Below are 26160 nucleotides of genomic sequence, written 5' to 3'. Positions count from 1 at the left end.
GACGAATTTATTGATAGAGGAATTCTATATTTAATGAACATTAGTTCATAGAAAAGTCGAAATATCTTAGCTATATTGGAACAAAGTATCTATAATTTTATATTTTTTTTGATTAAAGTGGTAGAAGTAGTAGGTTATTCTAAGAAAGTTTCAACTGGAGATGGAGAAAAGGGGGAAGAATTGTGAGAAAATGGCTAGATGTATTAGTCGGTTGTATAAGTCTACTTGCAATTGGCATATTATTATTGAGTTTTTCCCAGGTTTTTGCTGAAAATGATTCATTTGATTCCTTAGCTGTATCTTCAAATGTTGATAAAATAACAGCGAATTCTTCATTTGAAATCACTGTAAAAGATAAGACGAATACTTCAAATAAAATTGTTATTCCTTTGAAAGACGGATTAGTCTATCAAGAACAAAAGCAAGGGGATGCCACTATAAAAAATGACTCCGTAAATAATCAGTTAGTGATAGAGTGGAAAAATGGCGGAGAGCATGAAACTATACTTAGCTTCTTGTCTTCTAAACCAGGAACGGTAACTTTGCAAGCGTTTGATGAGGCGCATCATGTTTCAAATACGGCCTCTGTTTTAGTTCAAAATGAGCAAAAAGAAGTGAAAAGTAGTCAATTTTCTAACCGGACGATAGACTCTGCATTTGATAATCTTACCCCTTTCGATCAATCGCCTTATGGAACTATCATGGATGCCAAGGGGAATTACGTATCGGGGAAAGCTGTTAAGAAATCAAAAGAAATTATCCCGCTTATTTATTATGGGAAACAGTCATCTAACGATATTATTAAAAATGGGGCTCCAGAAAGATTTCCTTCTATCAATAGTGAATATGCTCCTGGAACAATTATAAAAGTCAAAAATGTGGGCTTTCATCAGGGAGAGCCTTGTGTACTAGCAATTAGAATTCTTTCTACCAAGGTGACTATGGATGTGTTTAATAAATTTCCGATGAGTGTAGGGCGGAGTGGTGACCCATTAAAATTTGAACTTGAGATTTGGGTTGAGGATGCAAATGGAAATGAAATACAAGATCCTGGACTTGACATATTGTTGCCAATGAAAATTAAAATGTCACAATTAAGTGATGGAAAGAATCGAAATGTTGTTACTTTGCTATCTGATCGGTCTGGTATCTCAAATGTTCTTGTTAGAGATGCATCTTTGTCAGGGACTGGGGCTGGAAGCTCGTTTTTAGATGTTTCTGGTGAGAATTATCAATTATTGGGAAAAGAATGGTCGAATATGGATTATAATATTCTTTATAACTCTACTCAGCATTTGTTTCTTTCTGCTAGTTTACAAGATAATAATGGTGATATTGTTCCTTATGTAAGATATGTGGATTATTTATCCTATCATAAGCTATTTTCGGCTTCCAGTAGCGATATGGTTATGCAGATTCCTTATGCGCCTCCATCCACTAAAGTAGAGAAAAATGAAAAAACGGTAAAGGCTAATTTTAACATTGATCAGACGTTAGTTGCCCAAAATTCATCCTTTTATCCGAATGCTTTCTCGGTCGATTTTAGTATGGGAGATCTAGTGAAAGCAAATTCGTTATATTCTATTCAAGTTAAAGATAAAGACCAAAGGGGCGTACAAGTAAGTAGGAGTTCAGATGCGAGTACGGGTACAATTAGTATAACGGTCAATAAGTCTGTTTTGTCACAGCTTACAAATAATCAACTTTCTATTACTGGAAGTTTTGATTTGAATACAGATGCTCCTGATTTAATTAATACTTTTCAATCGGATGGTTTTTTTCATATCCCTATTGAAGTAGCAAACAGTGACCAACCAGATATGAAAGTAAAAGGGGAAACCTTAGTTAAGATGCCGCCTCCAACAGGAACGCCAATTTCTCAGGTTGTGTCTCTTCATTCAAGTTCGGATGAATTGAATCCTGATGATCTAGTAACAGATTTGAAAAGTATTTTACCGCAAGATAAGATTAAGGCAGTGGCGATTAAAGAACCTAGGAAATTTGAGCAACTTGGAAGCACTTCAGTTGATGTAGTTGTTGAAAGTGAACTTACACATGTACAGGGAATTGTTACAGTTCCTGTCGAAGTTAAAACCGGAGACTTACAATTGACGAACGTACCACAAAGCATAGACTTTGGAACGGTTTTGATTAGTTCTGCTCTTCAAGATGTACCAGTGAAGAAAACAATCAGTAATCTAGCAGTGCAAGAAACACGCTACTTTGGAAAATGGGAATTAGGGGCTACAGTGAGCAAGCCTATAACTGGTAAGGTGAGTAAAAAAACATTAGGGAAATTGTTTTATCTTTCTGGTGGTGAAAAACGGCCATTATCAAATGGTCTCCAAATTTTAGAAAATGGAGGCTACACTGGGCGCAAAGAGCCGCTTGATATTTCTAAGACATGGAATAAAGGGAACGGTTTAATTTTAGAGATTAAACAAGGTGAAGCTTTGCAAGAAGCCTATCAAGGAGAAATTACTTGGACTTTACGTGATGCACCGCTTTAACTATTAAGTAGAGATAGTGGTTGAATCACATAGTTGTTTTTTGGGCTAAGCTTCTATAGAAGATGGATTCATTAAAAAACCTTGATTTCTTCATTCAGCATGAAAAAATCAAGGTTTTTTGAATTTTAGAGAAGGTTAAGCGACCACAACTGCTGTTCCAGAAACAGTGACCATTAACATGCCGTTATCAGCTCCAAGCACTTCATAATCGATATCGACGCTGATGATGGCATTTGCACCAATATCAGTTGCGCGCGCTTCCATTTCAGCAATTGCTTCTTCGCGCGCGTTAATAAGCTCTTGTTCGTAGCCTTCAGAACGCCCGCCGAAAAAGTTTCTTAAACCAGCTCCAATATCTTTCATAAAATTAACACCCGTGATAACTTCACCGAAAACAATTTTTTTGTATTCAACGACTTGTTTACCTTCAATATTGGGAGAAGTTGTTGTAATCATCGAAAAACCTCCTTTTCTTCAAGTTTACTTGGAATTTGACTATTCGTCAAAAAAGATTCTCGTTTTGGCCATTGGGTTGAAGGACTTGCTGATTCATATTTTCCATATATTGATATAAAATCAATTCCATAATTGCGATTGTTGAAATTCGTGAAGTGATATCGAGATGGTTGATTTCGATCTCATCTGTAAAAATATATAAATTGATGTCGCTCATATTCTGAATGATGTTGTTATCGGCACAAGTTATGGAAATGAGTAGAGGGGAGTTTTTCCTTGCTTTAAGACGCTGTACGGTTTGGACAAGTTCTATATCGTGTCCGGCATAAGTTAAAATAAAAACCATGTCTTCAGCACCAATATGTGGTAGGATTGCTTGACGATACTGATAATCTTCAGGAAACTCGACTAAAAAACCATTCATTGTATAGAGGTATTTTACATATTCGGCAGCATGTTTGCTCAAACCTTTTGCAAAAAAGTAAATTCGTGGTTTTTGCTCAAGTTTCGATGTGATTTGTTCTAATTTACTTGGCTCAAGTACACGAACGGATTCAATGATATTCTTTAAATATTCTTCTCGGTAATCCTTTTGCTTAACGACAAAAGGAGGCGACTGGATATCAGGTTTCCTAGACTCGGTAAATTTTAAAACGGTTGTAAATTCGCTATAACCAGTGAATCCGAGTTTGCGTACGAAACGCAGAAATGTTGTAGTAGAAACAAAACATTCTGCTGAAACTTCGCGAATGCTTTGGTTTTTGATACGTTTCATGTTCTTAACAACGTAGTCGAATAAGATTCGTTCGTTTCTTGTTAAGTTAGTGATGGATTGGCTAGCAATTTCGAAAAAGTCCATAAATTCCATCCTTTCCATGTGATATATTGAACGATTACCCGTAAATTGTACCATATAATTAGGGTTCAATAAACTATCCTACAGCAACGAAAAAGCGAAACCTTGGCTTGTGGAAAGCCGAAGTTTCGCTTTTTCTTTTATCAATCTGCGGTGATTACAGTTCCTGATCCGTTTTGAAGGAAATTCTCGATATTTTCTAGGGAAGTGATGACAGCGCGGCTTTCGGGACGGCTTTTGACAAATTCAATGGCTGCTTCGATTTTTGGAAGCATACTCCCTTCTGCAAATTGCTTTTCTGCCTTCCATTTTTCCAGTTCGGAAACTGTGACCTGTTCTAATTTTTCTTGATTCGGTTGGTTGAAATTCACAAAAACATGATCAACGCCTGTTAAGATGACGAACAAGTTAGCTTCAACCATTTCGGCAAGACGTAGTGAAGCAAAATCTTTATCGATAACGGCTTCGACGCCTGTAAATTCTCCGTTTTTTTCAATAACAGAAATCCCTCCGCCACCAGCAGATACCGTGACAACACCGCTTTCCACTAATTTGCTAATCGCTTCGTGTTCTTTGATATAAAGCGGTTTGGGAGAAGGTACAACTTTACGATAACCTCGCCCAGCATCCTCTATAAAGGTTGCACCCGTTTTTTTCTCTTCAGCTTCGGCTTCTTCTTTTGAAAGAAATGGACCGATGGGTTTTGTCGGACGAGAAAACGCAGGATCATCTTTACTTACGATAACTTGCGTAACAAGGGATACAGTTTCTTTTGCCATTTTACGTTTCGCAAAAGCGTTATCAAGTGAATTTTGCAACCAATAACCAATGCTACCTTGAGTCATTGCAACGCAAGAATCAAGAGGCATGGCAGGGTTTTTAACAGAGTTACTTTCTTGTTGCTGGATGAGTAAGTTGCCTACTTGAGGACCGTTGCCATGAGAGACAATTAACTCATCGCCATTTGCAACAAATTGAACAAGATGTTCCGCGGTTTGGTCTAAAGCTTTTTTTTGTGCGTGAGCGCTGGCGTCGTCTGAAAGAATAGCATTGCCGCCGAGTGCCACAACAACCTTTCTGTTTTTCATAAATACTCCCTCGCAATCATCCTTTAGGAACTTGTTGAGTGATACAGTGAATATTTCCGCCGCCAAGTAAGATTTCGCGTGCAGGAACACCAACAACTTCACGGTCAGGATATAGTTTTATAAGCATTTCGCGTGCTAAGTCATCATTTGGGTCACCAAACAAAGGAAAAACTATCCCTCCGTTTGCTGAATAATAATTGATATAGCTTGCTGCGAGGCGGTCACCTGCTTCACGTGGAAGTGTTCCATCAACAGCATCAACACCGCGGCTCTCTTCTTCTGTAATTAAAATTGGTTTTGGAACTTGCAGCTTGTGTACTTTTAGTTTGCGTCCCTTTGCATCCGTTTCGCTCTCTAAAATATCAAGACATTCCTTTGAAATTTTATACTGTGGATCTGACTTGTCCTCAGTCCAAGCAAGTGCCACTTCACCAGGAGCAACATAATTCAAGATGTTATCCACGTGACCGTTCGTTTCATCCAAATAGATTCCGTGTTTCAACCAGATTATTTTTTCAAGATTTAAGTACTCTTTTAAGATTTGTTCAATTTGAGCTTTTGAAAGTTCAGGGTTGCGTCCTTCGGAAAGTAGACATTCTTCCGTTGTAATTAGTGTTCCTTCACCATCAACGTGGATAGAACCACCTTCAAGAACAAAATTTTCCAAACGATAGCGATCGGCAGATTCAAGTTCGGCGACTTTTTGAGCGACTTGATCATCTTTGTCCCAAGGGAAATAAAGTCCGTCAACAAGCCCTCCCCAAGCGTTAAAAGTCCAGTCAACGGCGCGGATTTCATCCTGATCATTTTTTACAAAAGTAGGGCCACAATCACGCATCCATGAATCATTGTTATCGATTTCAACGGTTTGTACATAATCTGGAAGCATGTGGCGTGCGTTGCTATATTGAGCTGAAGAAACGCCTACAGTAACAGGTTCAAATTTTGCAATAGCAGTTGCTACGGCTGTAAAAGCATCTTGTGCAGGTTTGGCTCCGTTACGCCAGTTGTCGGGACGTTCAGGCCATAGCAAGTAGCAACCACGATGTTCTTCAAACTCGCCAGGCATTCTGAATCCATCTTTTCTAGGGGAACTATCTAAAGTTTTCAATCTTTTTCATCCTTTCTGTTTTTCTTTTGTTTACCTGCCATGTGAATACAAATTTCCCCAATAATAAAGGCGGCTATAGCGCCGATTAGAATAGGGACTTTTTCGTTCAATTCAGCCGCGGAACCATTTAGTGGTACAGCCGAAAAGATAAGTGTAATCACAAGGAGTACAACAGGGATATAGGTAAACAAGTGTAAGAGTATTTTTCCGCCAAATACTTTAAATGGGCGCGGTCTGTCTGGATCGATTTTCCGTAGTTTTAAGAAAGCTGGAAACATCATAATGTAGGAAGCAAGAAGCGCTACCACATTTAGCGCAAAGAACGCCCAGAAAATGTTTTCATTTGGGATAAGCGGTGCAACAATAACGAGCGCAGAAGCGACGATACCATTTAAAATGCTTGCGCCGATGGGCATTTCGTTTTTCTTGTTTTGGACACCAAATACACGTGGTAAATCGTGGTTTTTAGCAGCGTACATGGCAACGTAGTTCACGCCAAGTGCCCAAGATATAAGATTGGCGATTAATGTGTACATAAACATGATGCCAATGATAATGACAAACGGATTTAGCTTGCCGACTAGCATGATAAAGCTATCGATCATACCACCGGATGTCGATAATTGCGAAGTTGGGATTGCAGCTCCCATACCGAATGCTGCGAACAAGTAAAAGAAAGCAATTAAAATACCACCGATGATAATGGCCTGTGGAATTTGTTTTTTTGGATTTTCCATGTCACCTGCAAGTGTTGTGACAACTTCGAATCCAAGAAAATTAAATAAGATAATCGAGATGAAAGACAAACTATTCAAGTCGAAACTTGGTAAGAGTGCCTTTCCAGAAAAGTCGTTAGCAAGTCCTTTTGTGACAGCAAAATAAATGCCTAAAATACCAAGGCTCAACATGATGAAGACTTTGCAAAAAGCTGCTAAATTCAAAATCCATTTACTGTCGCTGACTGGATAACAACTGATGAGCACAACGAGCCAAATAAATAGTAGTTGGATGAGGATAGAGATAGGCGTGCTTAGATGTAGCTTGAAAATTTGTGTAGCTACTTCCATGAATAGCACGGCGAGACTTGCCATCCAAATTGGATAATTAATCCAGTAAAGCCAAGCAACACGGCTGCCCCATCTGTTTCCAAATGCACGTTTCACCCAGTCGTAAATTCCGCCCTCATCATCATAGGTAGTTCCGAGCTCCGCGGATATGAGTCCGTAAGGGAGGAAAAACAAAATGAGCAAGGCGATCCACCAGAAAAATTGGGAAGAGCCAATAGCGGCTGCTGGGGCAGCGGATTCAACGACTAAGATAACGCAGACAGCCATGAGAACTGCATCAAACAAGCGAAACTTTTTCTTTTTCAAAAAAACCACTTCCTCTTTTAAGTGGGAAGAAGGAAAAGCTCCTTCTTCCTGGATGGTTATTTAGTTATACTCAGTCAACATAGTTCCTGAGTAGTTGTTGGATGTCAGCATCGAATTTTGTGCAAGTAGCTTCTTCCGCATAGTTTAGATAAGGTTTAAGGAAATAAACGAGAAGTGAGCGCATTGCGGTTAAGCGGTTTTCAGCTTCGTCAAGTACAACTGAAAAAGGTGCGTCAAGAACTTCATCGGTTACTTCTTCGCCACGTGTTGCTGGTAAACAGTGCATAAATTTGACATGTGGCGCAGCTTTTTTCACTAGATCTATATTGACTTGATATTTGGGATAGAACACGTTCATTCTTTCTTCTTCGGAAAGTTCAGCTTCATAAAGTCCGTACCACACATCTGTATAAATGAAATCAGCATCTTTAAGTGCTTCATCAGCATCTTCTGTTACTAAAACACTTCCGCCAGAAATTGCACAGTTTTTACGACCGATTTCTAAGTGATGTTCTTTAAGTTGAAATCCTTTTGGTCCAAATTGAACAAAGTCCATTCCAAGTTTTGTAGCCATGAACATAGTTGAAGCACAAACTTGTGTAGCATCGCCGACAAAGACGATTTTGCAGTCTTCAATTCGTTTACCTTCAGGAAGATGTTCAATCATTGTAATCGCATCCCCGAGTTCTTGCGTAGGGTGGTTGTAATCACTCATTCCGTTAATGACAGGAATAGTTGCATCGTTGGCAAGTGCGACGACTGTATCGTGACGTTCAACACGTGCCATTAAAATATCCACTAGGCGTGATAAAACGCGCGCTGTATCGCCGACGCTTTCGTGTCCGCCGAGCTGGATTTGACCAGGAGCGAGGTACTGAGCGTGACCACCAAGTTGAGTCATCGCAGTTTCAAAAGATACACGAGTCCGCGTTGAAGATTGCTCGAAAATCATACCAAGTGATTTATTGCGTAAAATAGGGGGATAATAGCCACTTTTAATTGCTTCTTTTAGTTTTAATGCCAAATCAATTAAATACACTATCTCTTCTTTTGTAAAATCGTTCGTATCAATGTAGTCTCTTTTTTTAATCATTAGTTTCACCTCAAAAGTAAGTTTGGGAATCACACGGGCATACTCGAGTATTTCTTTGCCACAGCAACATCATAGTATATGCAAGTTTGTTTGGAAATGCTTTTTAAAGCTTTAAAAACGAAGGAAAAAAGATTGTAACCTGTTACTTTTTGAGTAACAAAGATGCAAATGCAAACGGAAAGGAGAAACTATATTTTTGCGGGAAAAAGGAGAGAGGCTACACTAATTTGTAAAATAATACACTGAAATTTGAGAAGCGATACCGTATTGATTTATGATACACTAACAGTTTCTAGTTTGAAAAATCATTAAAAATGGCTGATATAAAGGAATTCTATTTTTAATACACTAAGTTGGCACGGAACTTGCAATATAATATTTAGGCGAAGTTGCGATGAAAATGGAAGCGGTAAAACTTTTTATTGCGTAGCTTTAGTAGAAGGATTTGAAAACTTGAAGGGGGGCGGTTGAAAAAGGGAGAGCCGTCTTCTGAGCAGGAAGCTATCTGAAACTAACTTAGCTCGCCTGTTTGGAAAAAATTAAACTATTTAGGAGGTAAAAAAATGGTAGGAATTATCCTCGCGACCCATGGGGAATTTGCTGCAGGGATCTTACAATCTGGTTCCATGATTTTCGGAGAACAAGAAAATGTTAAAGCGATTACTTTGATGCCGAATGAAGGACCAGATGATGTTAGAGCGAAAATGGAAGAAGCCATTTCTAGCTTTGATAATCAAGATGAAGTACTATTCTTAGTCGATCTTTGGGGTGGTACTCCATTTAACCAAGCAAATAACCTATTTGAAGACCACAAAGATAAATGGGCAATCGTGGCAGGGCTTAACCTTCCGATGCTGATCGAAGCATATGCTTCCCGTTTTACAATGGAATCAGCGCAAGAAATTGCTGCACATATTATCGAAACTGGTAAAGAAGGTATCCGTATCAAACCGGAAGAACTTGAACCGAAACAAGAAACAGCAGGAGGAGCTCCAGCTGATGCACAACCAAAAGAAGCACTTGCGCCTGGAACGGTTGTTGGCGACGGAAAAATCAAGTTTGTTTTAGCGCGAATTGACTCTCGCTTGCTTCACGGTCAAGTGGCAACAGCTTGGACAAAATCAACACTTCCAAACCGAATCATTGTTGTATCAGATGCGGTTTCAAAAGATGATCTTCGTAAAAAACTAATTGAACAAGCTGCACCTCCAGGTGTTAAAGCGAATGTTATTCCAATTAATAAGATGATCGAAATTGCAAAAGATCCACGTTTTGGAAATACGAAAGCACTCTTATTATTTGAAAATCCTGAAGATGTGTTACGTGTTGTCGAAGGTGGCGTTGACATTGGAGAAGTGAACGTTGGCTCGCTTGCGCACTCTGTTGGGAAAGTCGTTGTAAGTAAGGTTCTTTCGATGGGACAAGAAGACGTCGATGCTTTCGAGAAACTGAAAGAAAAAGGTGTTAAATTCGATGTTCGTAAAGTTCCAAATGATTCACGTGGAAACATTGATGAACTTTTGAAAAAAGCAGAAGCAGAATTAAAAAAACAATAGAAGTAACGTAAATAAAAAAGTAGGAGGTCAATTATGACTATAATATCAATGATTTTAGTAATAGTTGTTGCCTTTCTTGCGGGGATTGAAGGGATTTTGGATGAATTTCAATTCCATCAACCGCTTGTGGCATGTACGTTAATCGGTTTAGTAACTGGTAACTTAACAGCGGGAATCATTCTTGGGGGAACTCTTCAAATGATCGCGCTTGGTTGGGCAAACATTGGTGCAGCTGTAGCTCCCGATGCTGCACTTGCGTCCGTTGCATCAGCAATTATTTTAGTATTAGGCGGACAAGGTGTTAGTGGGATTCCTTCAGCGATTGCTATTGCAATTCCACTTGCAGTAGCAGGTCTTTTCTTAACAATGATCGTTCGTACGCTAGCTGTTCCGATCGTTCACTTGATGGACGGTGCGGCAGAAAAAGGGAACATTCGTAGGATTGAATGGCTTCACATTGGAGCGGTTTGTATGCAAGGTTTACGTATTGCAATTCCTGCAGCAGCACTTCTTTTCATTCCAGCACATACAGTGCAATCATTCCTAGAATCAATGCCAGCTTGGTTAACAGATGGTATGGCAATCGGTGGGGGAATGGTCGTAGCCGTTGGTTATGCACTTGTTATTAACATGATGGCAACAAAAGAAGTTTGGCCATTCTTCATCCTTGGTTTCGTCCTCGCTGCGATTTCCGAACTTACACTTATCGCGCTAGGAGCAATCGGTGTTGCGCTTGCGCTTATCTATCTGCAACTTTCCAAAATGGGTGGAAACTCAAATGGCGGTGGAGGCGGCGGAAGCAGTTCCAATGATCCGCTTGGCGATATACTAAACGATTATTAATCTGGAAAAAAGGAGGAAAAGAAAATGGCAGAAGAAAAAATTGAATTAACGAAACGAGATCGTCTGAAAGTCGCTTGGCGTTCAACGTTTATCCAAGGTTCTTGGAACTACGAACGTATGCAAAATGGCGGCTGGGCATTCTCGATGATTCCAGCAATTAAAAAATTATATAAATCAAAAGAAGATCGTTCTGCGGCGTTAAAACGTCACCTTGAATTTTTTAATACTCACCCATACATTGCTTCTCCTATTCTTGGGGTAACACTAGCACTGGAAGAAGATCGTGCGAAAGGTGCTCCAGTTGATGATGTAGCAATTCAAGGGGTTAAAGTAGGTATGATGGGACCACTTGCAGGTGTTGGTGATCCTGTGTTCTGGTTTACTGTTCGTCCAATGCTTGGTGCGCTAGGAGCTTCACTTGCTATGAGTGGAAATATCCTTGGACCAATCATTTTCTTCGTTGCATGGAATATTATCCGTTGGGGCTTCATGTGGTATACACAAGAATTTGCTTATAAAGCTGGTTCTAAAATTACAGAAGACCTTTCTGGTGGTTTGCTGCAAAATATTACAAAAGGTGCATCGATACTTGGTATGTTTGTGCTCGCCGGGCTTGTTGAAAGGTGGGTTTCGATCAAGTTTATGCCGGTTATCTCTAAAGTTAAATTAGATGATGGTGCGTATATTGATTGGGATAAACTTCCAAAAGGTGCCGCAGGAATTCAAAAAGCCCTTGAACAGCAAGATGCTGGTTTATCACTTACAAGGGTCAAAGTTACAACTTTACAAGATAACTTGGATAATTTGATTCCTGGACTTGTTCCGCTACTTCTTACATTCTTATGTATGTGGTTGCTTAGAAAGAAAGTCAGCCCGATCATCATTATCCTTGGTCTATTCGTTGTCGGTATTGGTGGACACGTAATCGGACTTCTATAAGAAACTTTCGGCGGGTATTCTGCTTGGAAAATGTAGAAGCTTGCTTTGAGCGGTTGGTGATTAGTTGCATCAGCCGCTTTTTTATTGGCTTCTTGAAGAAAGAAACGTATAATTAAATGAAATAAATAATAAGAAATGGAGCGAGGCTAATTGGTTCAATCGATCAATACGAAAGTCGACTTAACGGAGGATGCTACTGCGTTTACTGGACTGACAGATTATGGGAAAATCATGATTGGCGACAAAGGATTTGAGTTTTTTAATTCTCGAGATGTGCGCAAGTTTATTCAAATCCCTTGGGAAGAAGTGGATCAAGTCATCGTTTCAGTGATGCTTAGAGGAAAATGGATTCCGCGCTTTGCGATTAAAACAAAACGCAATGGGACCTATACTTTTTCGGCTAAGAAACCAAAGCTCGTACTTCGTGCGATTCGCGTATATGTCGATCCGGCTAATATGGTTCCTTCGCAAAGCTTCTTTGATGTCATTAAACGAGCTTTCCAGTCTAAATTTAAGAAGAAAAAATAAGAACGTCTTTATCTTTATTAATGATAGATGCAAAAAAACAGGCCGAAATTTTCGACCTGTTTTTGTATGGATCAAACTTAGAGTTCTTTCATTGCGTCGTCAAGCACTTTTTTCAGTGTATCTGCAGAAGCTTTCATTTTTGCTTGTTCTTCTTCAGTTAATTTCATTTCAACGATATGGCGAACACCACGGCGGTTAACAACAGCTGGAGCGCCGATATAGATATCGTTTAAATTATAGTGACCATCTAGATAGACAGAAAGAGGTAAGATAGCATTTTCGTTGTTTAAAATGGCTTGTGTGATACGTGCGAGTGCAGCGGCGATTCCGTAGAATGTAGCGCCTTTTTTGTTAATAATTTCGTAGGCAGCATCACGAACACTTTCGAAAATCGTGTTCATCGCTCCTTGTTCGTCTTCTTTAATCCATTCGGAGATTGGAAGTCCACCAACAGTTGTATGGCTCCAAGCTGGGAATTCAGTGTCGCCGTGTTCCCCGAGAATATATCCGTGCACATTTCGAGCGTCCACTTTTACATAGTCAGCAATTGAAGAGCGGAAACGAGCTGTATCTAAACTTGTTCCGGAACCGATAACACGTTCTTTTGGAAGTCCGGAGAATTTCCAAGTTGCGTAAGTTAATACATCAACAGGGTTTGATGCAATTAGGAAGATCCCATCAAAACCGCTCGCCATGACTTCGTCGATAATTCCTTTCATAATTTTGATATTACGGTTTACTAGGTCAAGACGAGTTTCACCAGGTTTTTGTGCAGTACCTGCTGTGATAACAATTAGATCGGCATCGCCGCAATCGCTATAATTAGCGGAATAGATTTTCTTTGGTGTAGAAAACGGGACAGCGTGGCTAAGGTCAATTGCATCTCCAATCGTTCTATCTTTATCGATGTCGATGATACCAAATTCTTGTCCAATTCCAAGGTTAACGCACGCAAATGCATAGCTAGAACCCACAGCGCCATCACCAATCAAAATAATTTTTTGGTGGTCTTTAATCATACAACTTCCTCCTTAGAAAACTTTTTACTAACACAGTATAACATTTTATTACAGTTTGTGAAACTATGAACGTCCTTAATTTGGAAATTTGTACTAATGAAATTTTGTAAGCGCTATAATACAGTTTGTAATCCTTTTCATTCCAAATAATGATGCGAAAAATTTTGAGAGCTCGAAAAATTGCGATACAATAGAAGAGTAATAACAAAGTTTCACTCTAGTTTTTGTTTACCATTAATTATGGGAAGATAAACATTTTGTTTAAAAACAAACAAGTGGGGTAAACTTTAGTTGTTAAAGAATACAAATTGAATGAGTGGAGTGGATTTTTTATGGCAACGACATTAGAAGTTCAAAAAAGAGATACGAAACCGCATTCACAAGTGACAGAAGTACGTGAATCTGGACGTATCCCAGCGATTATTTATGGTTATAAAACTGAAAACGTTCCTGTTTCGGTTGATGGACTTGAATTAATCAAAGCGGTACGTGAACACGGAAAGAACGCAGTATTCGCTGTAAATGTTGGTGGCTCAAAATTTAATGTGCTGCTACATCAATATCAAAAAGATCCTATTAAAGATGAAGTTATTCACGTTGATTTCCTTGCTGTTAATATGAGCGAAGAAGTAGAAGCTGAGGTTCGGATTGACCTTGTTGGTGAATCTGTTGGTGTGAAAGCTGGCGGCGTATTGCAGCAAGTTCTATATGAAGTAAATGTGAAAGCAACACCAGACAAACTTCCAGAATCAATTGAAGTCGACATTTCGAAACTTGAAATTGGGGACTCGCTTGCTGTTAGTGATCTTGAGGCAGGTTCCGATTATGAAGTAATTACAGATGGTGAGGAAGCGATCGTAACGGTTGCGGCGCCACGTGTTGAAGAAGAAGTGGAAGCAGACACAGCTGCTCCTGAACCAGAGGCTACTCATGGAACTGCTGAGGAACCGGTTGAATAACTACGTTTGAAAAATGAAAGTAAAAGCGCGATGCCGTAAGGTGTTGCGCTTTTTTTGTGGAGTGGCGGAAACTTTAAAAACCACTAGAATCATGTTATAATCAAACAAATAATCATTACAGAGTGAAAACCAGTTCGCAAGGTGAAGTGGTTTTATTGAGCGGGGAGAATAGCAATGAAGATGATTGTAGGACTCGGTAATCCCGGGAAGAAATATGAACGAACACGGCATAATGCAGGTTTTATGGTAGTGGATGAACTGAGTTTTCGCTTTCAAACACCATGGAAAAGCACGAAATTTAATGGAATGATCAGTACGCCGATTATTAATGGAGAAAAAGTGATGCTTGTGAAGCCGTTAACTTTCATGAATGCTTCTGGGGAGTGTGTGCGTCCGTTGATGGATTATTATAATGTTGAAATAGAAGATTTGGTTGTGGTCTATGACGATTTGGACTTACCAATCGGGAAAATTAGATTGCGGCAAAAAGGAAGTGCTGGCGGGCATAACGGTATGCGGTCGTTGATTGCTCATTTGAAGACGCAATCGTTTGATCGGATACGCGTGGGGATTGATCGCCCGGAGCACGGTGAAATTATTCACTATGTATTAGGGGATTTTAGTAAAGTTGAGCAGCCGGAAATGATTGCTGCGATTAAAAAAAGTGCGGATGCAATTGAAGATGCTGTGAAGCTACCCTTTATTGATGTTATGAATCGTTATAATTAAGCATGCTTGGTCGGGTTTCCGAATGCCCGCTTGGCATGCTGCCTTACTCGTTTCAGAAAGAAGGAATTTTCAGAAAAAGAAAGAAGCCAGATTGGATTGAAGGAGAGGATCGTTTTGAAGGGCTTGAAACAGCTAATCTACGACCAAAAAGAAATCCGCGATATTGTAAGCGCGGTTGCAAATAAAAAAGAATCTCAGCTTGTTACAGGACTTTCAGGATCAGCACGTGCGCTTTTTGCAAGTGTCATTGAGAATGCGACAAAGCGTCCGGTACTTTTGATTACACATAATTTATATCATGCGCAAAAATTATATGACGATCTTTTATCGCTAATGGATAGTGATCGTTTGTTTTTATATCCGGCCGATGAACTCATTTCCTCAGAGCTTAGCGTATCGAGTCCGGAACTTCGTGGACAGCGTGTTGAAGCGCTTAATTTCTTGCTTTCAAAGCGCCCGGGAATTGTTGTTGTACCAGTTTCAGGGTTGAGGAAATTGCTTCCGCCTGTTTCGCTTTGGGAAAAGTATAACCTTCGTCTTGTTCAAGGTGAAGAAATCGAACCGGAACAGTTGAAGGAAAGCCTTGTTACCATGGGATACTCTATGAGTGGCATGGTCAATACGCCGGGTGAGTTTAGCGTTCGTGGTGGTATCATTGATGTGTACCCAATTACAGAAGAATACCCGATTCGAATTGAGCTGTTTGATACAGAGATTGACTCACTGCGTTACTTTGATGTAGAAACACAACGTTCGCAAAATAAAATTGAAGAGTTCCAAATTTTACCTGCAACAGAAATTTTGCTTGAAGCTGCTTATTTTCCAGATATTGTGAAACGACTTGAAAAAGGTCTCTCGGATACGCTTTCTAATATGAAAAATCCGGAAGATAAAGAAGCGCTTGTAAGCAATATCGAAACGGATCTTGAATTGCTACGTTCAGGTATCAAGCCAGATTTGTTTTTTAAATACATTGGGTTAGCTTACCCGGACCCGGCTTCGCTATTTGATTACGCGGCAGAAAACACTGTGCTCGTTTTAGACGAATTTGCGCGTATTCAAGAGACAGATGAGGGGTTAGAGCGCGAAGAAGCTGAGTGGCAAACAGAGACGCTTAGTCGACTTGAAACTGTTCGTGACGTGCAGCTTGGGCACCATTTTCATGATTTAATGGAAGAAAACCGTTCTCCGAAAATTTATTTAACTTTATTCCAGAAAACTCAAGGTAGTCTTAGAGTTTCAAAAACAACTAACTTTGTCTATAAACAAATGCAGCAGTTTCACGGACAGATGTCCGTATTACAAACTGAAGTGACGAGCTGGCATAAAAATAATTATGCGGTCGTGATTCTTGCGCCAACCCTTGAACGAGCGGAAAAAATGCAGCAGACGCTTGCGGATTATGATATGGAAAGCGTTGTATTAAAACGCGAGGAAGATGTTCCCAAATATGGGGTCATCCAATTTGTGATTGGCAGCTTCCAAAATGGCTTTGAACTGCCGCTTTCAAAAGTTGCGATCATTAGCGAAACGGAATTGTTTAACAAGCAAGTGAAAAAAGCAAAAAAACGTCAAAAACTTTCGAATGCGGAACGAATTCAAAGCTATTCAGAACTTAAAGTTGGCGATTATGTTGTCCATGTTAATCACGGGATTGCTCGGTATGTTGGTATGGAAACACTTGAAATTAGCGGCGTCCATAAAGATTATTTGTTGCTTGTTTATCAAGGGGAAGATAAACTGTTTATTCCAGTAGAACAGCTTGAGCTTGTGCAAAAGTATGTTGGTGCAGAGGGGAAAGCACCAAAACTTAATAAACTCGGCGGAAGCGAATGGAAGCGCGTGAAGACGAAAGTGAAAGCTTCTGTGCAAGATATTGCTGATGATTTGATTAAATTATACGCAGAGCGTGAAGCTGAACAAGGCTTTGCTTTCAGTCCAGATAGCGACATGCAGCGGGAATTTGAAGACTCCTTCCCGTACCAAGAAACAGATGACCAGCTCCGTTCGATTAAGGAAATCAAAAAAGACATGGAACGAATTCGCCCGATGGACCGGTTGCTTGTTGGAGACGTGGGTTATGGAAAAACGGAAGTGGCGCTTCGAGCTGCTTTTAAAGCAATGATGGACGGGAAACAAGTGGCATTTTTAGTTCCAACTACGATACTTGCCCAGCAGCATTTTGAAACGATGAAAGAACGATTTCAAGGTTTCCCGATCAATGTTGGTTTGCTTAGCCGTTTCAGAACGAGAAAAGAACAAAATGAAACTATAAAAGGACTTGCAAGTGGGACGATTGATATTGTTGTTGGCACACACCGCTTGCTTTCGAAAGATGTTAAATACCGCGATTTAGGTTTTCTAGTGGTTGATGAAGAGCAACGCTTCGGTGTAACACATAAAGAAAAAATTAAACAAATCAGATCTAAAATTGATGTGCTTACACTCACGGCGACGCCAATTCCGCGGACCTTGCATATGTCAATGATTGGTGTGCGAGATTTGTCTGTGATTGAAACACCGCCAGCGAACCGTTTTCCAGTTCAGACATATGTGACCGAGCAGAATAACGTTTTAGTACGTGAAGCTATCGAACGCGAGCTTGCGCGTGATGGTCAGGTTTACTATCTCTATAACCGAGTTGAGACCATTTTGAAAAAAGCAGATGAAATCAGTGCGCTTGTTCCAGATGCGCGTGTTGGCGTAGCTCATGGACAGATGACAGAGTCCGAGCTTGAATCCGTTATTTTAAGTTTCCTTGAAGGGGAATACGATGTGCTTGTGACAACGACCATCATCGAAACTGGCGTAGATATTCCAAACGTGAATACCCTTTTTGTGCAGGATGCTGATCGAATGGGACTTTCGCAATTGTATCAATTGCGAGGACGCGTTGGGCGTTGGAACCGGATCGCTTATGCGTATTTCATGTATAAAAAAGATAAAGTCTTGCGAGAAGAGGCGGAAAAACGGCTTCAAGCGATTAAAGAGTTTACAGAGCTTGGTTCTGGATTTAAAATCGCGATGCGTGACTTGTCCATTCGTGGGGCGGGGAATATCCTTGGCGCTCAACAACATGGCTTTATTGATTCTGTCGGGTTTGACCTTTATTCGCAAATGTTGAAGGATGCTATTGAAGAAAGAATGCCTCAAGAAGAAAAAGAAGAAGCCGCGCCTGTTGAAATTGACATTCAACTGGATGCGTATATCCCGGAATACTACATCACAGATAGTCGGCAAAAAATTGAAATGTATAAACGATTCCGCAATGTGACAAATGAAGAAGAGTTAGAGACCCTTCGGAGCGACATGATTGATCGTTTTGGCGAATACCCTGAAGAAGTGGAGTATTTATTCAGCGTGACTGAACTTCGGATTCTCGCGCTTCTGGATGGCGTTGAAGTGATTAAAGAAGAAGGTAAGAAAATCATTCTTATGTATTCAGACGAAGGAACGAAACAAGTTCGCGGGGATGTTCTGATGGAAGCTGTAGGCGAATTTGGTCGTTCAATTGGCGTTGGCATGGACGGGGCGGCGCTAAAGCTTACCATGAATATCCAAAATAAAACCTTGCAAGAATGGCTTTTTAATATCAAAGAATTACTCAAAAAATTGAAGAAAGCTGTAAAAAAAGAGGAACCCGCTGAAAAAGCCTAAAATTAGGTGAGGGAAAGCGAGAAAGGCGGTTAAGCATGGTAGAACGCTCAATTAAAAATTTAATGCATGGCGCTTTACTGCTCACAATCGCCTCGCTTGTCTCCAAGATTTTAAGTGCCGTTTATCGTGTGCCGTTCCAAAACTTAGTTGGTGACGTTGGTTTTTATATTTTTCAACAAGTCTATCCTATTTATGGAATTGCGATGACACTTGCTTTAGGCGGTTTCCCAGTTGTGGTATCTAAAATGATGGCAGAAGCAGAGCAGGATCTTCGCAAACAACGAATTATTTTACAATCAGTATATCGAACGCTGAAAGTGCTGTGCTTTAGCTTGTTTGGAATCCTATTTCTCGGTGCAGGTTTATTTGCGAATTTGATGGGAGATAGCGAGCTTTCTAGTCCAATTCGAGTTATTAGCCTAGTTTTCTTGCTCACTCCGCAGCTTGCTTTTTTACGTGGATACTTTCAAGGACAAGAAGATATGCGCCCGACAGCTGTTTCGCAGACCGTTGAACAAATCATTCGCGTATCCATCATCCTGCTCGGATCATGGCTCGCGCTTCGCCTTGGGGAAACACTATCTGAAACCGCCAGTTTTGCGATGAGCGGCGCCGTGTTTGGCGGGCTCGTTGCCGTCTTTTTGCTACGTCGCTTTTACAAGAAACGACTTTCGGAGGGAGGACTCAAAATTTGGGGCACCTTCCCGAACAGAACTGAAAAGAAGGGGATCGGCCGAGAATTCTTGCGGCAAAGCCTAGCGATTTGTACCGTTAGTGCGATGCTCATTTTATTCCAGCTCGCAGACTCCTTCCAAGTTTACCGCTTAATGGCAGAAAATGGCATCCCAGAATTCACTGCAAAATCGCTTAAAGGGATTTATGATCGGGGGCAACCAATTTTGCAGCTTGGTCTTGTGCTCTCATCTGGACTCGCTCTTGCACTTGTTCCTATGATTACGGCGGCACGAGTGAAAAACGAGCGGAGACAATTGGCGCGATCTGTGAAGCTTGCCGTAAAACTCACCTTGATTCTCTCGGGAGCCGAGACGGTCGGCTTGATCATCATTATGCGACCGCTCAACCAGATGCTATTTGAAACAAGCGATGGCACCTTTGTCTTGCAAATGTTCATCCCAGCTGTTTTGCTCAGCTCGCTGATCATCATGGTGAGTAGTATCCTTCAAGGTTTCGGTAAACTTGCTGTCCCGGCTGTTGCTGTTGTCGTTGGACTCATAGTGAAGATTCTTTTCAATTCGTGGCTTGTTCCAAAATGGGATACTTTAGGTGCCGCAATTTCCACATCGGTCGGACTTCTTGTCATTTTGCTTATTTGCGGCTATGCTTTGAAGCAGAATCTGGAAGTGGGATTTACAAATTTCCATACTTTGTTAAAACTTGGATTAGCGCTTCTTTTCATGTGTGTTATTCCAGTCTGCTGGGAACTTTTTATCCCATTTGAATCACGCCTTGGAAGTGCGGTTCAAGCTATTGGAGGAAGTCTTTTAGGGGGACTTGTTTTCCTTTTGTTTACTCTACGATATCGATTGTTAGAAGCTCAAGATTTTGTTTATCTGCCATTTGGTTCAAAGCTTTATGGACTGAGTCGCAGATTGATTAAAAAATAATAAAGGTGGAATGAAAATGGCACAAGTGATGCGTTTGGATAAATTTTTAAAAGTTTCAAGACTAATTAAACGGCGAACGGTTGCAAAAGAAGTGGCAGAAAAAGGCCGGATTATGATCAATGGGACAGTGGCCAAACCAGGAACAAATGTAAAACCTGGAGATGAACTGGTCATCCGTTTTGGTCCCAAGACTGTGACGGCTGTTGTGGAGCATTTAGAGGAAAATGCGCGTAAAGAAGCTGCAACAGAAATGTATAAAATTGTAAGCGAAGTACGAAATGATCAAGAAAACGGAGAAAGCGGTCGCTAATGTGGCCGTTTTTTTCTTGTGAAAAAATTGAAAAAAGGTGTCAAATATGATTAGATGACGATGGACAAATTGTGAAATTATTGATATTATCTTTATAAGAATCCTTTCTAATTGATTTGATTTTGGCGGAAGGCTGATGGAGGTGCAGGGCATGAAGGAGAAGAAGACGGTTACACGCATGCAAAACCGTTATATTAAAGATAAAGAAACGCTAAATAAAGCTAGAAACAGACGCCGTGTCGCCCTAGCCAGAAGACTGGCTGTACTTCTTGTTGCCGTTGCGGTTGTTTTTTCTGCTCTCTTTGTGCTCTACACGAAGCAAACGATGCTTTTGCAAGATAAAAAAGCTGAAAAAGTGAAGGTGGAGAAAAAACTTGCAGATGCCAAGCTTGAAGAAAAACAGTTGAAAGGTGAAATTAGCAAGTTACACGATGATGATTACATTGCAAAGCTTGCTCGTAGCGAGTATTATTTATCGAAAGAAGGGGAAATCATCTTTAATACTCCAACTGAAAAGAAAAAAGAGAAATCTGAATAAGCGCCTGCTTGACTAAAGTCAGGTGTTTGACACGTTTTTTTAAATCGTTATAATTAGGCTGTATAGAGTGAAAATTTAAGGAGGAAGCTTTTTTTTATGTCGATCGAAGTAGGCAACAAAGTACAAGGGAAAGTTACAGGGATTACCAATTTTGGAGCGTTTGTTGAGCTGGATGGTGGAAAAACCGGTTTAGTTCATATTAGTGAAGTCGCAGATAACTATGTAAAAGATATTAATGACATTTTATCGGTTGGAGATGAAGTAACGGTAAAAGTTATGAACGTTGGGGATGACGGTAAGATTGGTCTTTCAATCCGTAAAGCGGTTGATCGTCCGCGTCCAGAACGGAATTATGATCGGAAACCGAAGTATAACAAGAAACCAGCTACTCAGTCCAAACAGCCTGAAGATTTTGAAGACATAATGGCTAAATTCTTGAAAGATAGTGATGAAAGGCTTTCAACAATCAAACGCCAAACGGAATCAAAACGTGGCGGCCGTGGAGCGAGACGAGGCTAAGCGTATATTCATAAACGAGATGGTAAGGATGGGCATTTTACCCATCCTTATTTTGGAAGAAAGGTTTTTAGAATGGATGAATTTTCAAGGCGTGTCGAAAACTTTATTCTAAAGCATGATTTAATCCGGCCAGATGAGAAATTGCTTGTGGCAGTTTCCGGAGGACCGGATTCTTTCGCGTTGCTGGATTTTTTGCTTAAGCGCTACAAGGAAAACTTGAGCGTTGTGCATCTTGACCACGCCCTCCGTGAGGAAAGTGCTGATGAAAAAGAAGCGCTCGAAGCGTTTACGAAGCAATATGATCTGCCCTTTTATAGCAAGCGAGTAGATGTTAAGAAGCTCCAAGCTGAAACGAAGATGAGCTTTGAAGAAACGGCAAGGTACGCGCGTTATGCATTTTTTGAGGCTACGTTTACTGAACATCACTTTGATAAATTAATCCTTGCTCATCATGCTGACGATCAAGTAGAAACGATTTTGATGAGGTTAGTGCGTGGGAGTTTCGGGAGTGGCTATGCAGGTATGAGAGCGATTCGTCCATTTAGTTCGGGGAAGCTGATTCGCCCGTTTCTAGAAGAGACAAAAGAAACGATTTTGGCTTACGCTGAAGCGGAGGGACTGCCCTATTTTGTGGATGAAACCAATGATAGTCTGTTTTATACGAGAAATCGTTACCGGCATGTTGTTCTCCCTTTTTTGCGAAAAGAGAATCCACGTGTAGCGGAGCATTTTGCACGCTTTTCATCTGAACTGCAAGAAGATATGGCTTTTTTGGATGAACTTGCGCTACAAAAATTTGTGGAGTTTGGCAATGTGAAATCAGCGGGAGTTGAACTTCAAATTTCCGGCGTAAAAAGTGCGGCCTTTCCTTTACAACGCCGCTTAATTCATTTACTATTAAATTATCTGTATAAAAACGATGAAGTAAAAGAGATTTCTGCGAAGCATGTTGATGATATTTTGGCATTGGTCAAAAGCGATAATCCTTCTGCATTGTTAAATTTGCCGAAGGGACTAGAAATTCGGCGAGTTTATGACCGAATTGAAGGATTTTTCCCAGTGGAACAGAAAAATCAGGAGTTTTATTATCAGATGGAAGCCGGAGATCGAATTGTTTTGCGTGACGGTTCAGAACTCAAAATGCGGCAAAAAAGTTCAGGTGTACAAACTTCAGGACTAGATGGCATCATTGTTGACGCAGACGAAGTGACGCTTCCACTCATTATTCGAACACGCCTTCCTGGCGATAAAATGAAATTAAAGGGGAGCGGTGGCACTAAAAAAATAAAGGAAATTTTGATTACGGAAAAAGTTCCCCGCCATTTACGGGATAGCCTTCCGATTGTGACGGATTTTACGGGACAAATTTTATGGATTCCTGGCATCAAGAAATCAAACCAAGATACAAAACCGAGTCGCGAAAAAAAACAGTATATTATTAGATACCGCAAACATTTAGGAGGAAAAATGAGTATGCATGACGATATTCAAAAAGTGCTAATCAGTGAAGAAAAAATTCAAGAGAAAATTCGTGAACTTGGTGTGGAGCTAACAACGGAATATGAAGGACGAAATCCGCTTGTGATTGGCATTTTAAAAGGAGCTACTCCTTTTATGACTGACTTACTAAAACGAATTGACACGTATCTGGAAATGGATTTTATGGATGTTTCTAGTTATGGAAATGGCATGGTTTCTTCTGGAGAAGTGAAAATTATCAAGGATTTGAATACTTCGGTTGAAGGAAGAGATGTTTTGGTTGTGGAAGACATCGTGGATAGCGGCAGAACGCTTAGCTACCTAGTGGATATGCTTAAATATCGCCAAGCTAAGTCAGTTAAGCTTGTCACTTTGCTCGATAAACCAGAAGGTCGAAATGTGGATATCCAAGCTGATTATGTTGGTTTTGTTGTTCCGAATGAGTTTGTCGTTGGTTATGGTTTAGACTTCGCGGAAAAATACCGTAATCTTCCTTATATTGGCGTTTTAAAACCCGAAGTTTATGCAGAATGATTTCTATTTCACTTTCCTTTCTTTTTTCGGTAAAATAGAGAAAAGAAGGTTGATTTACATGTGAAAGAAATTGCCTAAAAAACCGTGCAAAATAGTAGGCAAGGCGATTTCGTTGTGCTATGATTAGTCATAGTTTTTCAGTTAACATACTTATTTGTAAGTTTAAAAAATATTAATTCATGAATCTTCGTAAGAGGTTACAAACTCGGATGTGTTTTTCGGAAAATCTAGGGAAAGGTACTATAAAGGCCGCTCCTTTGAAAAAATTGTGAAACGATTAGTCCAGGCTCTTGCGTGGGAGGAGGTAAGGAATGAACAGATTTTTTAGAAATGCGATATTTTATGTCATAATTTTTCTCGTGATTATCGGGATTGTTGCTTCCTTTAATACCAATAAAGAGGCTGCGAAAGATATCAGCTATAACGAATTTATGACGAAGTTACAAGATGGGGATGTCAAATCATTTACGATTCAACCCGATCGAAGCGTTTATACCATTGAAGGGGATTTCAAATCCTCGGATAATTCAAAAGAGAAATCTTCTGGATTAGGACAAAATAAAAGTGATTCAGCTTTTACAACGTATGCCATTAATAGTGATTCCTTGTTAAAAGAAATTCAAACGGCTGCGGATGACAATAAAACGAAAATGGAAGTCGTTCCCGCTAAACAAAATAGTGGCTGGGTAACCTTCTTCTCTTCTATCATTCCGTTCCTAATTATCATCATTCTCTTCTTCTTCTTGATGAGCCAATCGCAAGGCGGTGGCGGCGGTAAAGTGATGAGCTTTGGGAAAAGTAAAGCCAAACTTTACAATGATGATAAGAAGAAAGTGCGCTTCACAGATGTAGCAGGTGCCGATGAAGAAAAACAAGAACTTGTTGAAGTTGTGGAATTCTTAAAAGATCCACGTAAGTTTTCTGATCTTGGTGCGCGCATTCCAAAAGGAGTGCTCCTTGTTGGACCGCCAGGAACTGGTAAAACACTCCTAGCTCGTGCTGTTGCAGGAGAAGCTGGAGTACCATTCTTCTCAATTAGTGGTTCTGACTTTGTTGAAATGTTTGTCGGGGTCGGTGCAAGCCGTGTCCGTGACTTATTTGAAAATGCGAAGAAAAATGCGCCATGTATCATTTTCATTGATGAAATTGATGCAGTTGGTCGTCAGCGTGGAGCTGGAATGGGCGGAGGACACGATGAACGTGAACAAACGCTAAACCAACTTCTTGTTGAAATGGATGGTTTCAGTGGTAATGAAGGGATCATCATCATTGCAGCGACAAACCGTGCCGATGTGCTTGACCCAGCTCTTCTTCGTCCAGGACGTTTTGACCGTCAAATTATGGTCGACCGTCCAGATGTTAAAGGACGTGAAGCTGTCCTTCGTGTTCACGCAAGGAACAAACCTCTTGCGAAGAGTGTTGATTTGAAAGCTATTGCACAACGGACTCCTGGATTCTCAGGTGCCGATCTTGAAAACTTACTGAACGAAGCCGCACTTGTGGCTGCTCGGTCAGATAAGAAGCAAGTAGATATGAGTGATATTGATGAAGCGACTGACCGAGTAATTGCCGGGCCAGCGAAGAAAAACCGTGTCATCTCACCAAAAGAACGGCGTGTTGTGGCTTATCACGAAAGTGGGCATACAATCGTTGGGATGGTTCTAGATGAAGCGGAGACGGTTCACAAGGTTACTATTGTTCCACGTGGACAAGCTGGTGGTTATGCCGTCATGCTTCCTAAGGAAGATCGTTTCTTGATGAGTAAACCAGAACTTCTTGACCGGATTACAGGACTACTTGGTGGTCGCGTTGCTGAAGAAGTTACATTTGGTGAAGTAACAACAGGCGCAAGTAATGATTTTGAACGTGCGACTGAAATTGCCCGCCGGATGGTGACGGAATGGGGCATGAGTGATAAGATTGGCCCGCTTCAGTTTACTTCTGGAAATGGGCAAGTCTTTATGGGACGCGATTTTGGAAATGGACAAGATTTCTCAGATAAGATCGCTTATGAGATTGACACGGAAGTTCAAAGCATTATTCGTTACTGCTATGACCGTGCTAAAAATATTATTCTAGAACATCAAGCGCAGCATAAATTGATTGCAGAAACCTTGCTTGAAGTTGAAACGCTTGATGCTCGCCAAATTCGTTCCTTGTTTGATGACGGTGTTATGCCTCCAGATCTAGATAAGGAAGATAAGGATGAGTATCCTTCTGAAAGGGAAGAAAAAACTGAAACTGAAGATGCGAAATCGTTTGTGGAAGAGAAAGAAGATGCGAGCGCGGAAGATAAGGCTGACCGCGAAGAAGCAACTGAAAAATTCGAAGCAGAGGATAAGGAAATTCAGGAAGAAACGAATTCGGATGCTGATCAAACTCCAACTGAGGATGACAGCAAAGATAGCAAGAAAGATAACGAATGATTGTGAAGGACT

General features: G+C 40.5%; 21 protein-coding genes. 14 read left to right on the top strand and 7 right to left on the bottom strand.

Annotated features, from left to right (window positions below):
* Positions 1–182: 182 nt before the first annotated feature.
* Positions 183–2510 carry a hypothetical protein gene (locus HB912_RS08235; RefSeq protein ID WP_185373665.1) on the top strand — a complete coding sequence of 776 codons (2328 nt, stop codon included), beginning with the start codon at positions 183–185 and terminating at the stop codon, positions 2508–2510.
* A 135-nt stretch (positions 2511–2645) separates the two neighbouring features.
* Here the strand turns inward: HB912_RS08235 and HB912_RS08230 are convergent, their stop codons facing one another.
* The 6 genes from HB912_RS08230 to ptcA all read right to left on the bottom strand — a co-directional run bounded on the left by HB912_RS08230 (position 2646) and on the right by ptcA (position 8487).
* On the bottom strand, positions 2646–2966 hold the full coding sequence (locus HB912_RS08230; protein ID WP_185373663.1) for a putative heavy metal-binding protein: 321 nt from the start codon (positions 2964–2966) through the stop codon (positions 2646–2648).
* Between the two features lie 46 nt (positions 2967–3012).
* Positions 3013–3825 (bottom strand): MurR/RpiR family transcriptional regulator, encoded by an 813-nt coding sequence (locus HB912_RS08225; protein ID WP_185373661.1) that lies wholly within the window; start codon positions 3823–3825, stop codon positions 3013–3015.
* 140 nt (positions 3826–3965) lie between these two features.
* Positions 3966–4910, bottom strand: coding sequence for a carbamate kinase (gene arcC / locus HB912_RS08220; RefSeq protein WP_185373659.1), 945 nt, complete (start codon positions 4908–4910; stop codon positions 3966–3968).
* A gap of 16 nt (positions 4911–4926) precedes the next feature.
* Positions 4927–6021 carry an agmatine deiminase gene (gene aguA, locus HB912_RS08215; RefSeq protein WP_036074426.1) on the bottom strand — a complete coding sequence of 365 codons (1095 nt, stop codon included), beginning with the start codon at positions 6019–6021 and terminating at the stop codon, positions 4927–4929.
* The gene (locus HB912_RS08210; protein WP_185373657.1) at positions 6018–7394 is read right to left on the bottom strand and encodes an APC family permease; all 1377 of its coding nucleotides are present in this window, start codon (positions 7392–7394) and stop codon (positions 6018–6020) included. The genes aguA and HB912_RS08210 overlap by 4 nt, the downstream gene beginning before the upstream one ends.
* 70 nt (positions 7395–7464) lie before the next feature.
* Positions 7465–8487 (bottom strand): putrescine carbamoyltransferase, encoded by a 1023-nt coding sequence (gene ptcA, locus HB912_RS08205; RefSeq protein WP_185373655.1) that lies wholly within the window; start codon positions 8485–8487, stop codon positions 7465–7467.
* Between the two features lie 563 nt (positions 8488–9050).
* On the opposite strand from ptcA, the gene HB912_RS08200 reads away from it, so the two are divergent.
* From HB912_RS08200 to HB912_RS08185, 4 genes are all read left to right on the top strand, one after another.
* On the top strand, positions 9051–10043 hold the full coding sequence (locus HB912_RS08200; RefSeq protein WP_185373654.1) for a mannose/fructose/sorbose PTS transporter subunit IIA: 993 nt from the start codon (positions 9051–9053) through the stop codon (positions 10041–10043).
* Positions 10044–10076: 33 nt separating this feature from the next.
* Entirely contained in the window at positions 10077–10886 is an 810-nt protein-coding gene (locus tag HB912_RS08195) for a PTS mannose/fructose/sorbose transporter subunit IIC (protein WP_036074431.1), read from the top strand.
* 24 nt (positions 10887–10910) lie between these two features.
* Positions 10911–11825, top strand: coding sequence for a PTS system mannose/fructose/sorbose family transporter subunit IID (locus HB912_RS08190; RefSeq protein WP_185373652.1), 915 nt, complete (start codon positions 10911–10913; stop codon positions 11823–11825).
* A 150-nt stretch (positions 11826–11975) separates the two neighbouring features.
* On the top strand, positions 11976–12353 hold the full coding sequence (locus tag HB912_RS08185) for a DUF956 family protein (RefSeq protein ID WP_036074433.1): 378 nt from the start codon (positions 11976–11978) through the stop codon (positions 12351–12353).
* A 77-nt stretch (positions 12354–12430) separates the two neighbouring features.
* Here HB912_RS08185 and HB912_RS08180 read toward each other — a convergent pair whose 3' ends face one another.
* Positions 12431–13369 (bottom strand): L-lactate dehydrogenase, encoded by a 939-nt coding sequence (locus HB912_RS08180; RefSeq protein ID WP_185373810.1) that lies wholly within the window; start codon positions 13367–13369, stop codon positions 12431–12433.
* A gap of 335 nt (positions 13370–13704) precedes the next feature.
* Between HB912_RS08180 and HB912_RS08175 the strand changes: the two genes are divergently transcribed.
* The 9 genes from HB912_RS08175 (at position 13705) to ftsH (ending at position 26148) form a co-directional block, all read left to right on the top strand.
* Entirely contained in the window at positions 13705–14331 is a 627-nt protein-coding gene (locus tag HB912_RS08175) for a 50S ribosomal protein L25/general stress protein Ctc (RefSeq protein ID WP_185373650.1), read from the top strand.
* A 174-nt stretch (positions 14332–14505) separates the two neighbouring features.
* Positions 14506–15060 (top strand): aminoacyl-tRNA hydrolase, encoded by a 555-nt coding sequence (gene pth / locus HB912_RS08170; protein ID WP_185373648.1) that lies wholly within the window; start codon positions 14506–14508, stop codon positions 15058–15060.
* Between the two features lie 114 nt (positions 15061–15174).
* Positions 15175–18717 carry a transcription-repair coupling factor gene (gene mfd, locus HB912_RS08165; RefSeq protein ID WP_185373646.1) on the top strand — a complete coding sequence of 1181 codons (3543 nt, stop codon included), beginning with the start codon at positions 15175–15177 and terminating at the stop codon, positions 18715–18717.
* Positions 18718–18752: 35 nt separating this feature from the next.
* Positions 18753–20342 (top strand): putative polysaccharide biosynthesis protein, encoded by a 1590-nt coding sequence (locus HB912_RS08160; protein WP_185373645.1) that lies wholly within the window; start codon positions 18753–18755, stop codon positions 20340–20342.
* 28 nt (positions 20343–20370) lie between these two features.
* Positions 20371–20652, top strand: a complete 282-nt coding sequence (locus HB912_RS08155) for an RNA-binding S4 domain-containing protein (RefSeq protein ID WP_280529544.1) — start codon at positions 20371–20373, stop codon at positions 20650–20652.
* Between the two features lie 151 nt (positions 20653–20803).
* The gene (locus HB912_RS08150; protein ID WP_185373641.1) at positions 20804–21190 is read left to right on the top strand and encodes an FtsB family cell division protein; all 387 of its coding nucleotides are present in this window, start codon (positions 20804–20806) and stop codon (positions 21188–21190) included.
* A gap of 96 nt (positions 21191–21286) precedes the next feature.
* Positions 21287–21709, top strand: coding sequence for a S1 domain-containing RNA-binding protein (locus HB912_RS08145; protein ID WP_185373639.1), 423 nt, complete (start codon positions 21287–21289; stop codon positions 21707–21709).
* Between the two features lie 72 nt (positions 21710–21781).
* Positions 21782–23722, top strand: a complete 1941-nt coding sequence (gene hpt / locus HB912_RS08140) for a hypoxanthine phosphoribosyltransferase (RefSeq protein ID WP_185373637.1) — start codon at positions 21782–21784, stop codon at positions 23720–23722.
* A 311-nt stretch (positions 23723–24033) separates the two neighbouring features.
* Positions 24034–26148 carry an ATP-dependent zinc metalloprotease FtsH gene (gene ftsH / locus HB912_RS08135; RefSeq protein ID WP_185373635.1) on the top strand — a complete coding sequence of 705 codons (2115 nt, stop codon included), beginning with the start codon at positions 24034–24036 and terminating at the stop codon, positions 26146–26148.
* Positions 26149–26160 lie beyond the last annotated feature (12 nt).

The organism is Listeria aquatica (assembly GCF_014223975.1).
Taxonomy (GTDB): domain Bacteria; phylum Bacillota; class Bacilli; order Lactobacillales; family Listeriaceae; genus Listeria; species Listeria aquatica.
Note: the sequence above shows the minus strand (reverse complement) of the source record. Positions and strands in the feature narration are given on the sequence as shown.

Excerpts from the sequence above, each read along its gene's own strand:
- HB912_RS08230 (WP_185373663.1), bottom strand. The coding sequence starts at position 2,966 with ATGATTACAACAACTTCTCCCAATATTGAAGGTAAACAAGTCGTTGAA.
- HB912_RS08225 (WP_185373661.1), bottom strand. The coding sequence starts at position 3,825 with ATGGACTTTTTCGAAATTGCTAGCCAATCCATCACTAACTTAACAAGA.
- arcC (WP_185373659.1), bottom strand. The coding sequence starts at position 4,910 with ATGAAAAACAGAAAGGTTGTTGTGGCACTCGGCGGCAATGCTATTCTT.
- ptcA (WP_185373655.1), bottom strand. The coding sequence starts at position 8,487 with ATGATTAAAAAAAGAGACTACATTGATACGAACGATTTTACAAAAGAA.
- HB912_RS08200 (WP_185373654.1), top strand. The coding sequence starts at position 9,051 with ATGGTAGGAATTATCCTCGCGACCCATGGGGAATTTGCTGCAGGGATC.
- HB912_RS08195 (WP_036074431.1), top strand. The coding sequence starts at position 10,077 with ATGACTATAATATCAATGATTTTAGTAATAGTTGTTGCCTTTCTTGCG.
- HB912_RS08190 (WP_185373652.1), top strand. The coding sequence starts at position 10,911 with ATGGCAGAAGAAAAAATTGAATTAACGAAACGAGATCGTCTGAAAGTC.
- HB912_RS08175 (WP_185373650.1), top strand. The coding sequence starts at position 13,705 with ATGGCAACGACATTAGAAGTTCAAAAAAGAGATACGAAACCGCATTCA.
- pth (WP_185373648.1), top strand. The coding sequence starts at position 14,506 with ATGAAGATGATTGTAGGACTCGGTAATCCCGGGAAGAAATATGAACGA.
- HB912_RS08160 (WP_185373645.1), top strand. The coding sequence starts at position 18,753 with ATGGTAGAACGCTCAATTAAAAATTTAATGCATGGCGCTTTACTGCTC.
- HB912_RS08155 (WP_280529544.1), top strand. The coding sequence starts at position 20,371 with ATGCGTTTGGATAAATTTTTAAAAGTTTCAAGACTAATTAAACGGCGA.
- HB912_RS08150 (WP_185373641.1), top strand. The coding sequence starts at position 20,804 with ATGAAGGAGAAGAAGACGGTTACACGCATGCAAAACCGTTATATTAAA.
- HB912_RS08145 (WP_185373639.1), top strand. The coding sequence starts at position 21,287 with ATGTCGATCGAAGTAGGCAACAAAGTACAAGGGAAAGTTACAGGGATT.
- hpt (WP_185373637.1), top strand. The coding sequence starts at position 21,782 with ATGGATGAATTTTCAAGGCGTGTCGAAAACTTTATTCTAAAGCATGAT.
- ftsH (WP_185373635.1), top strand. The coding sequence starts at position 24,034 with ATGAACAGATTTTTTAGAAATGCGATATTTTATGTCATAATTTTTCTC.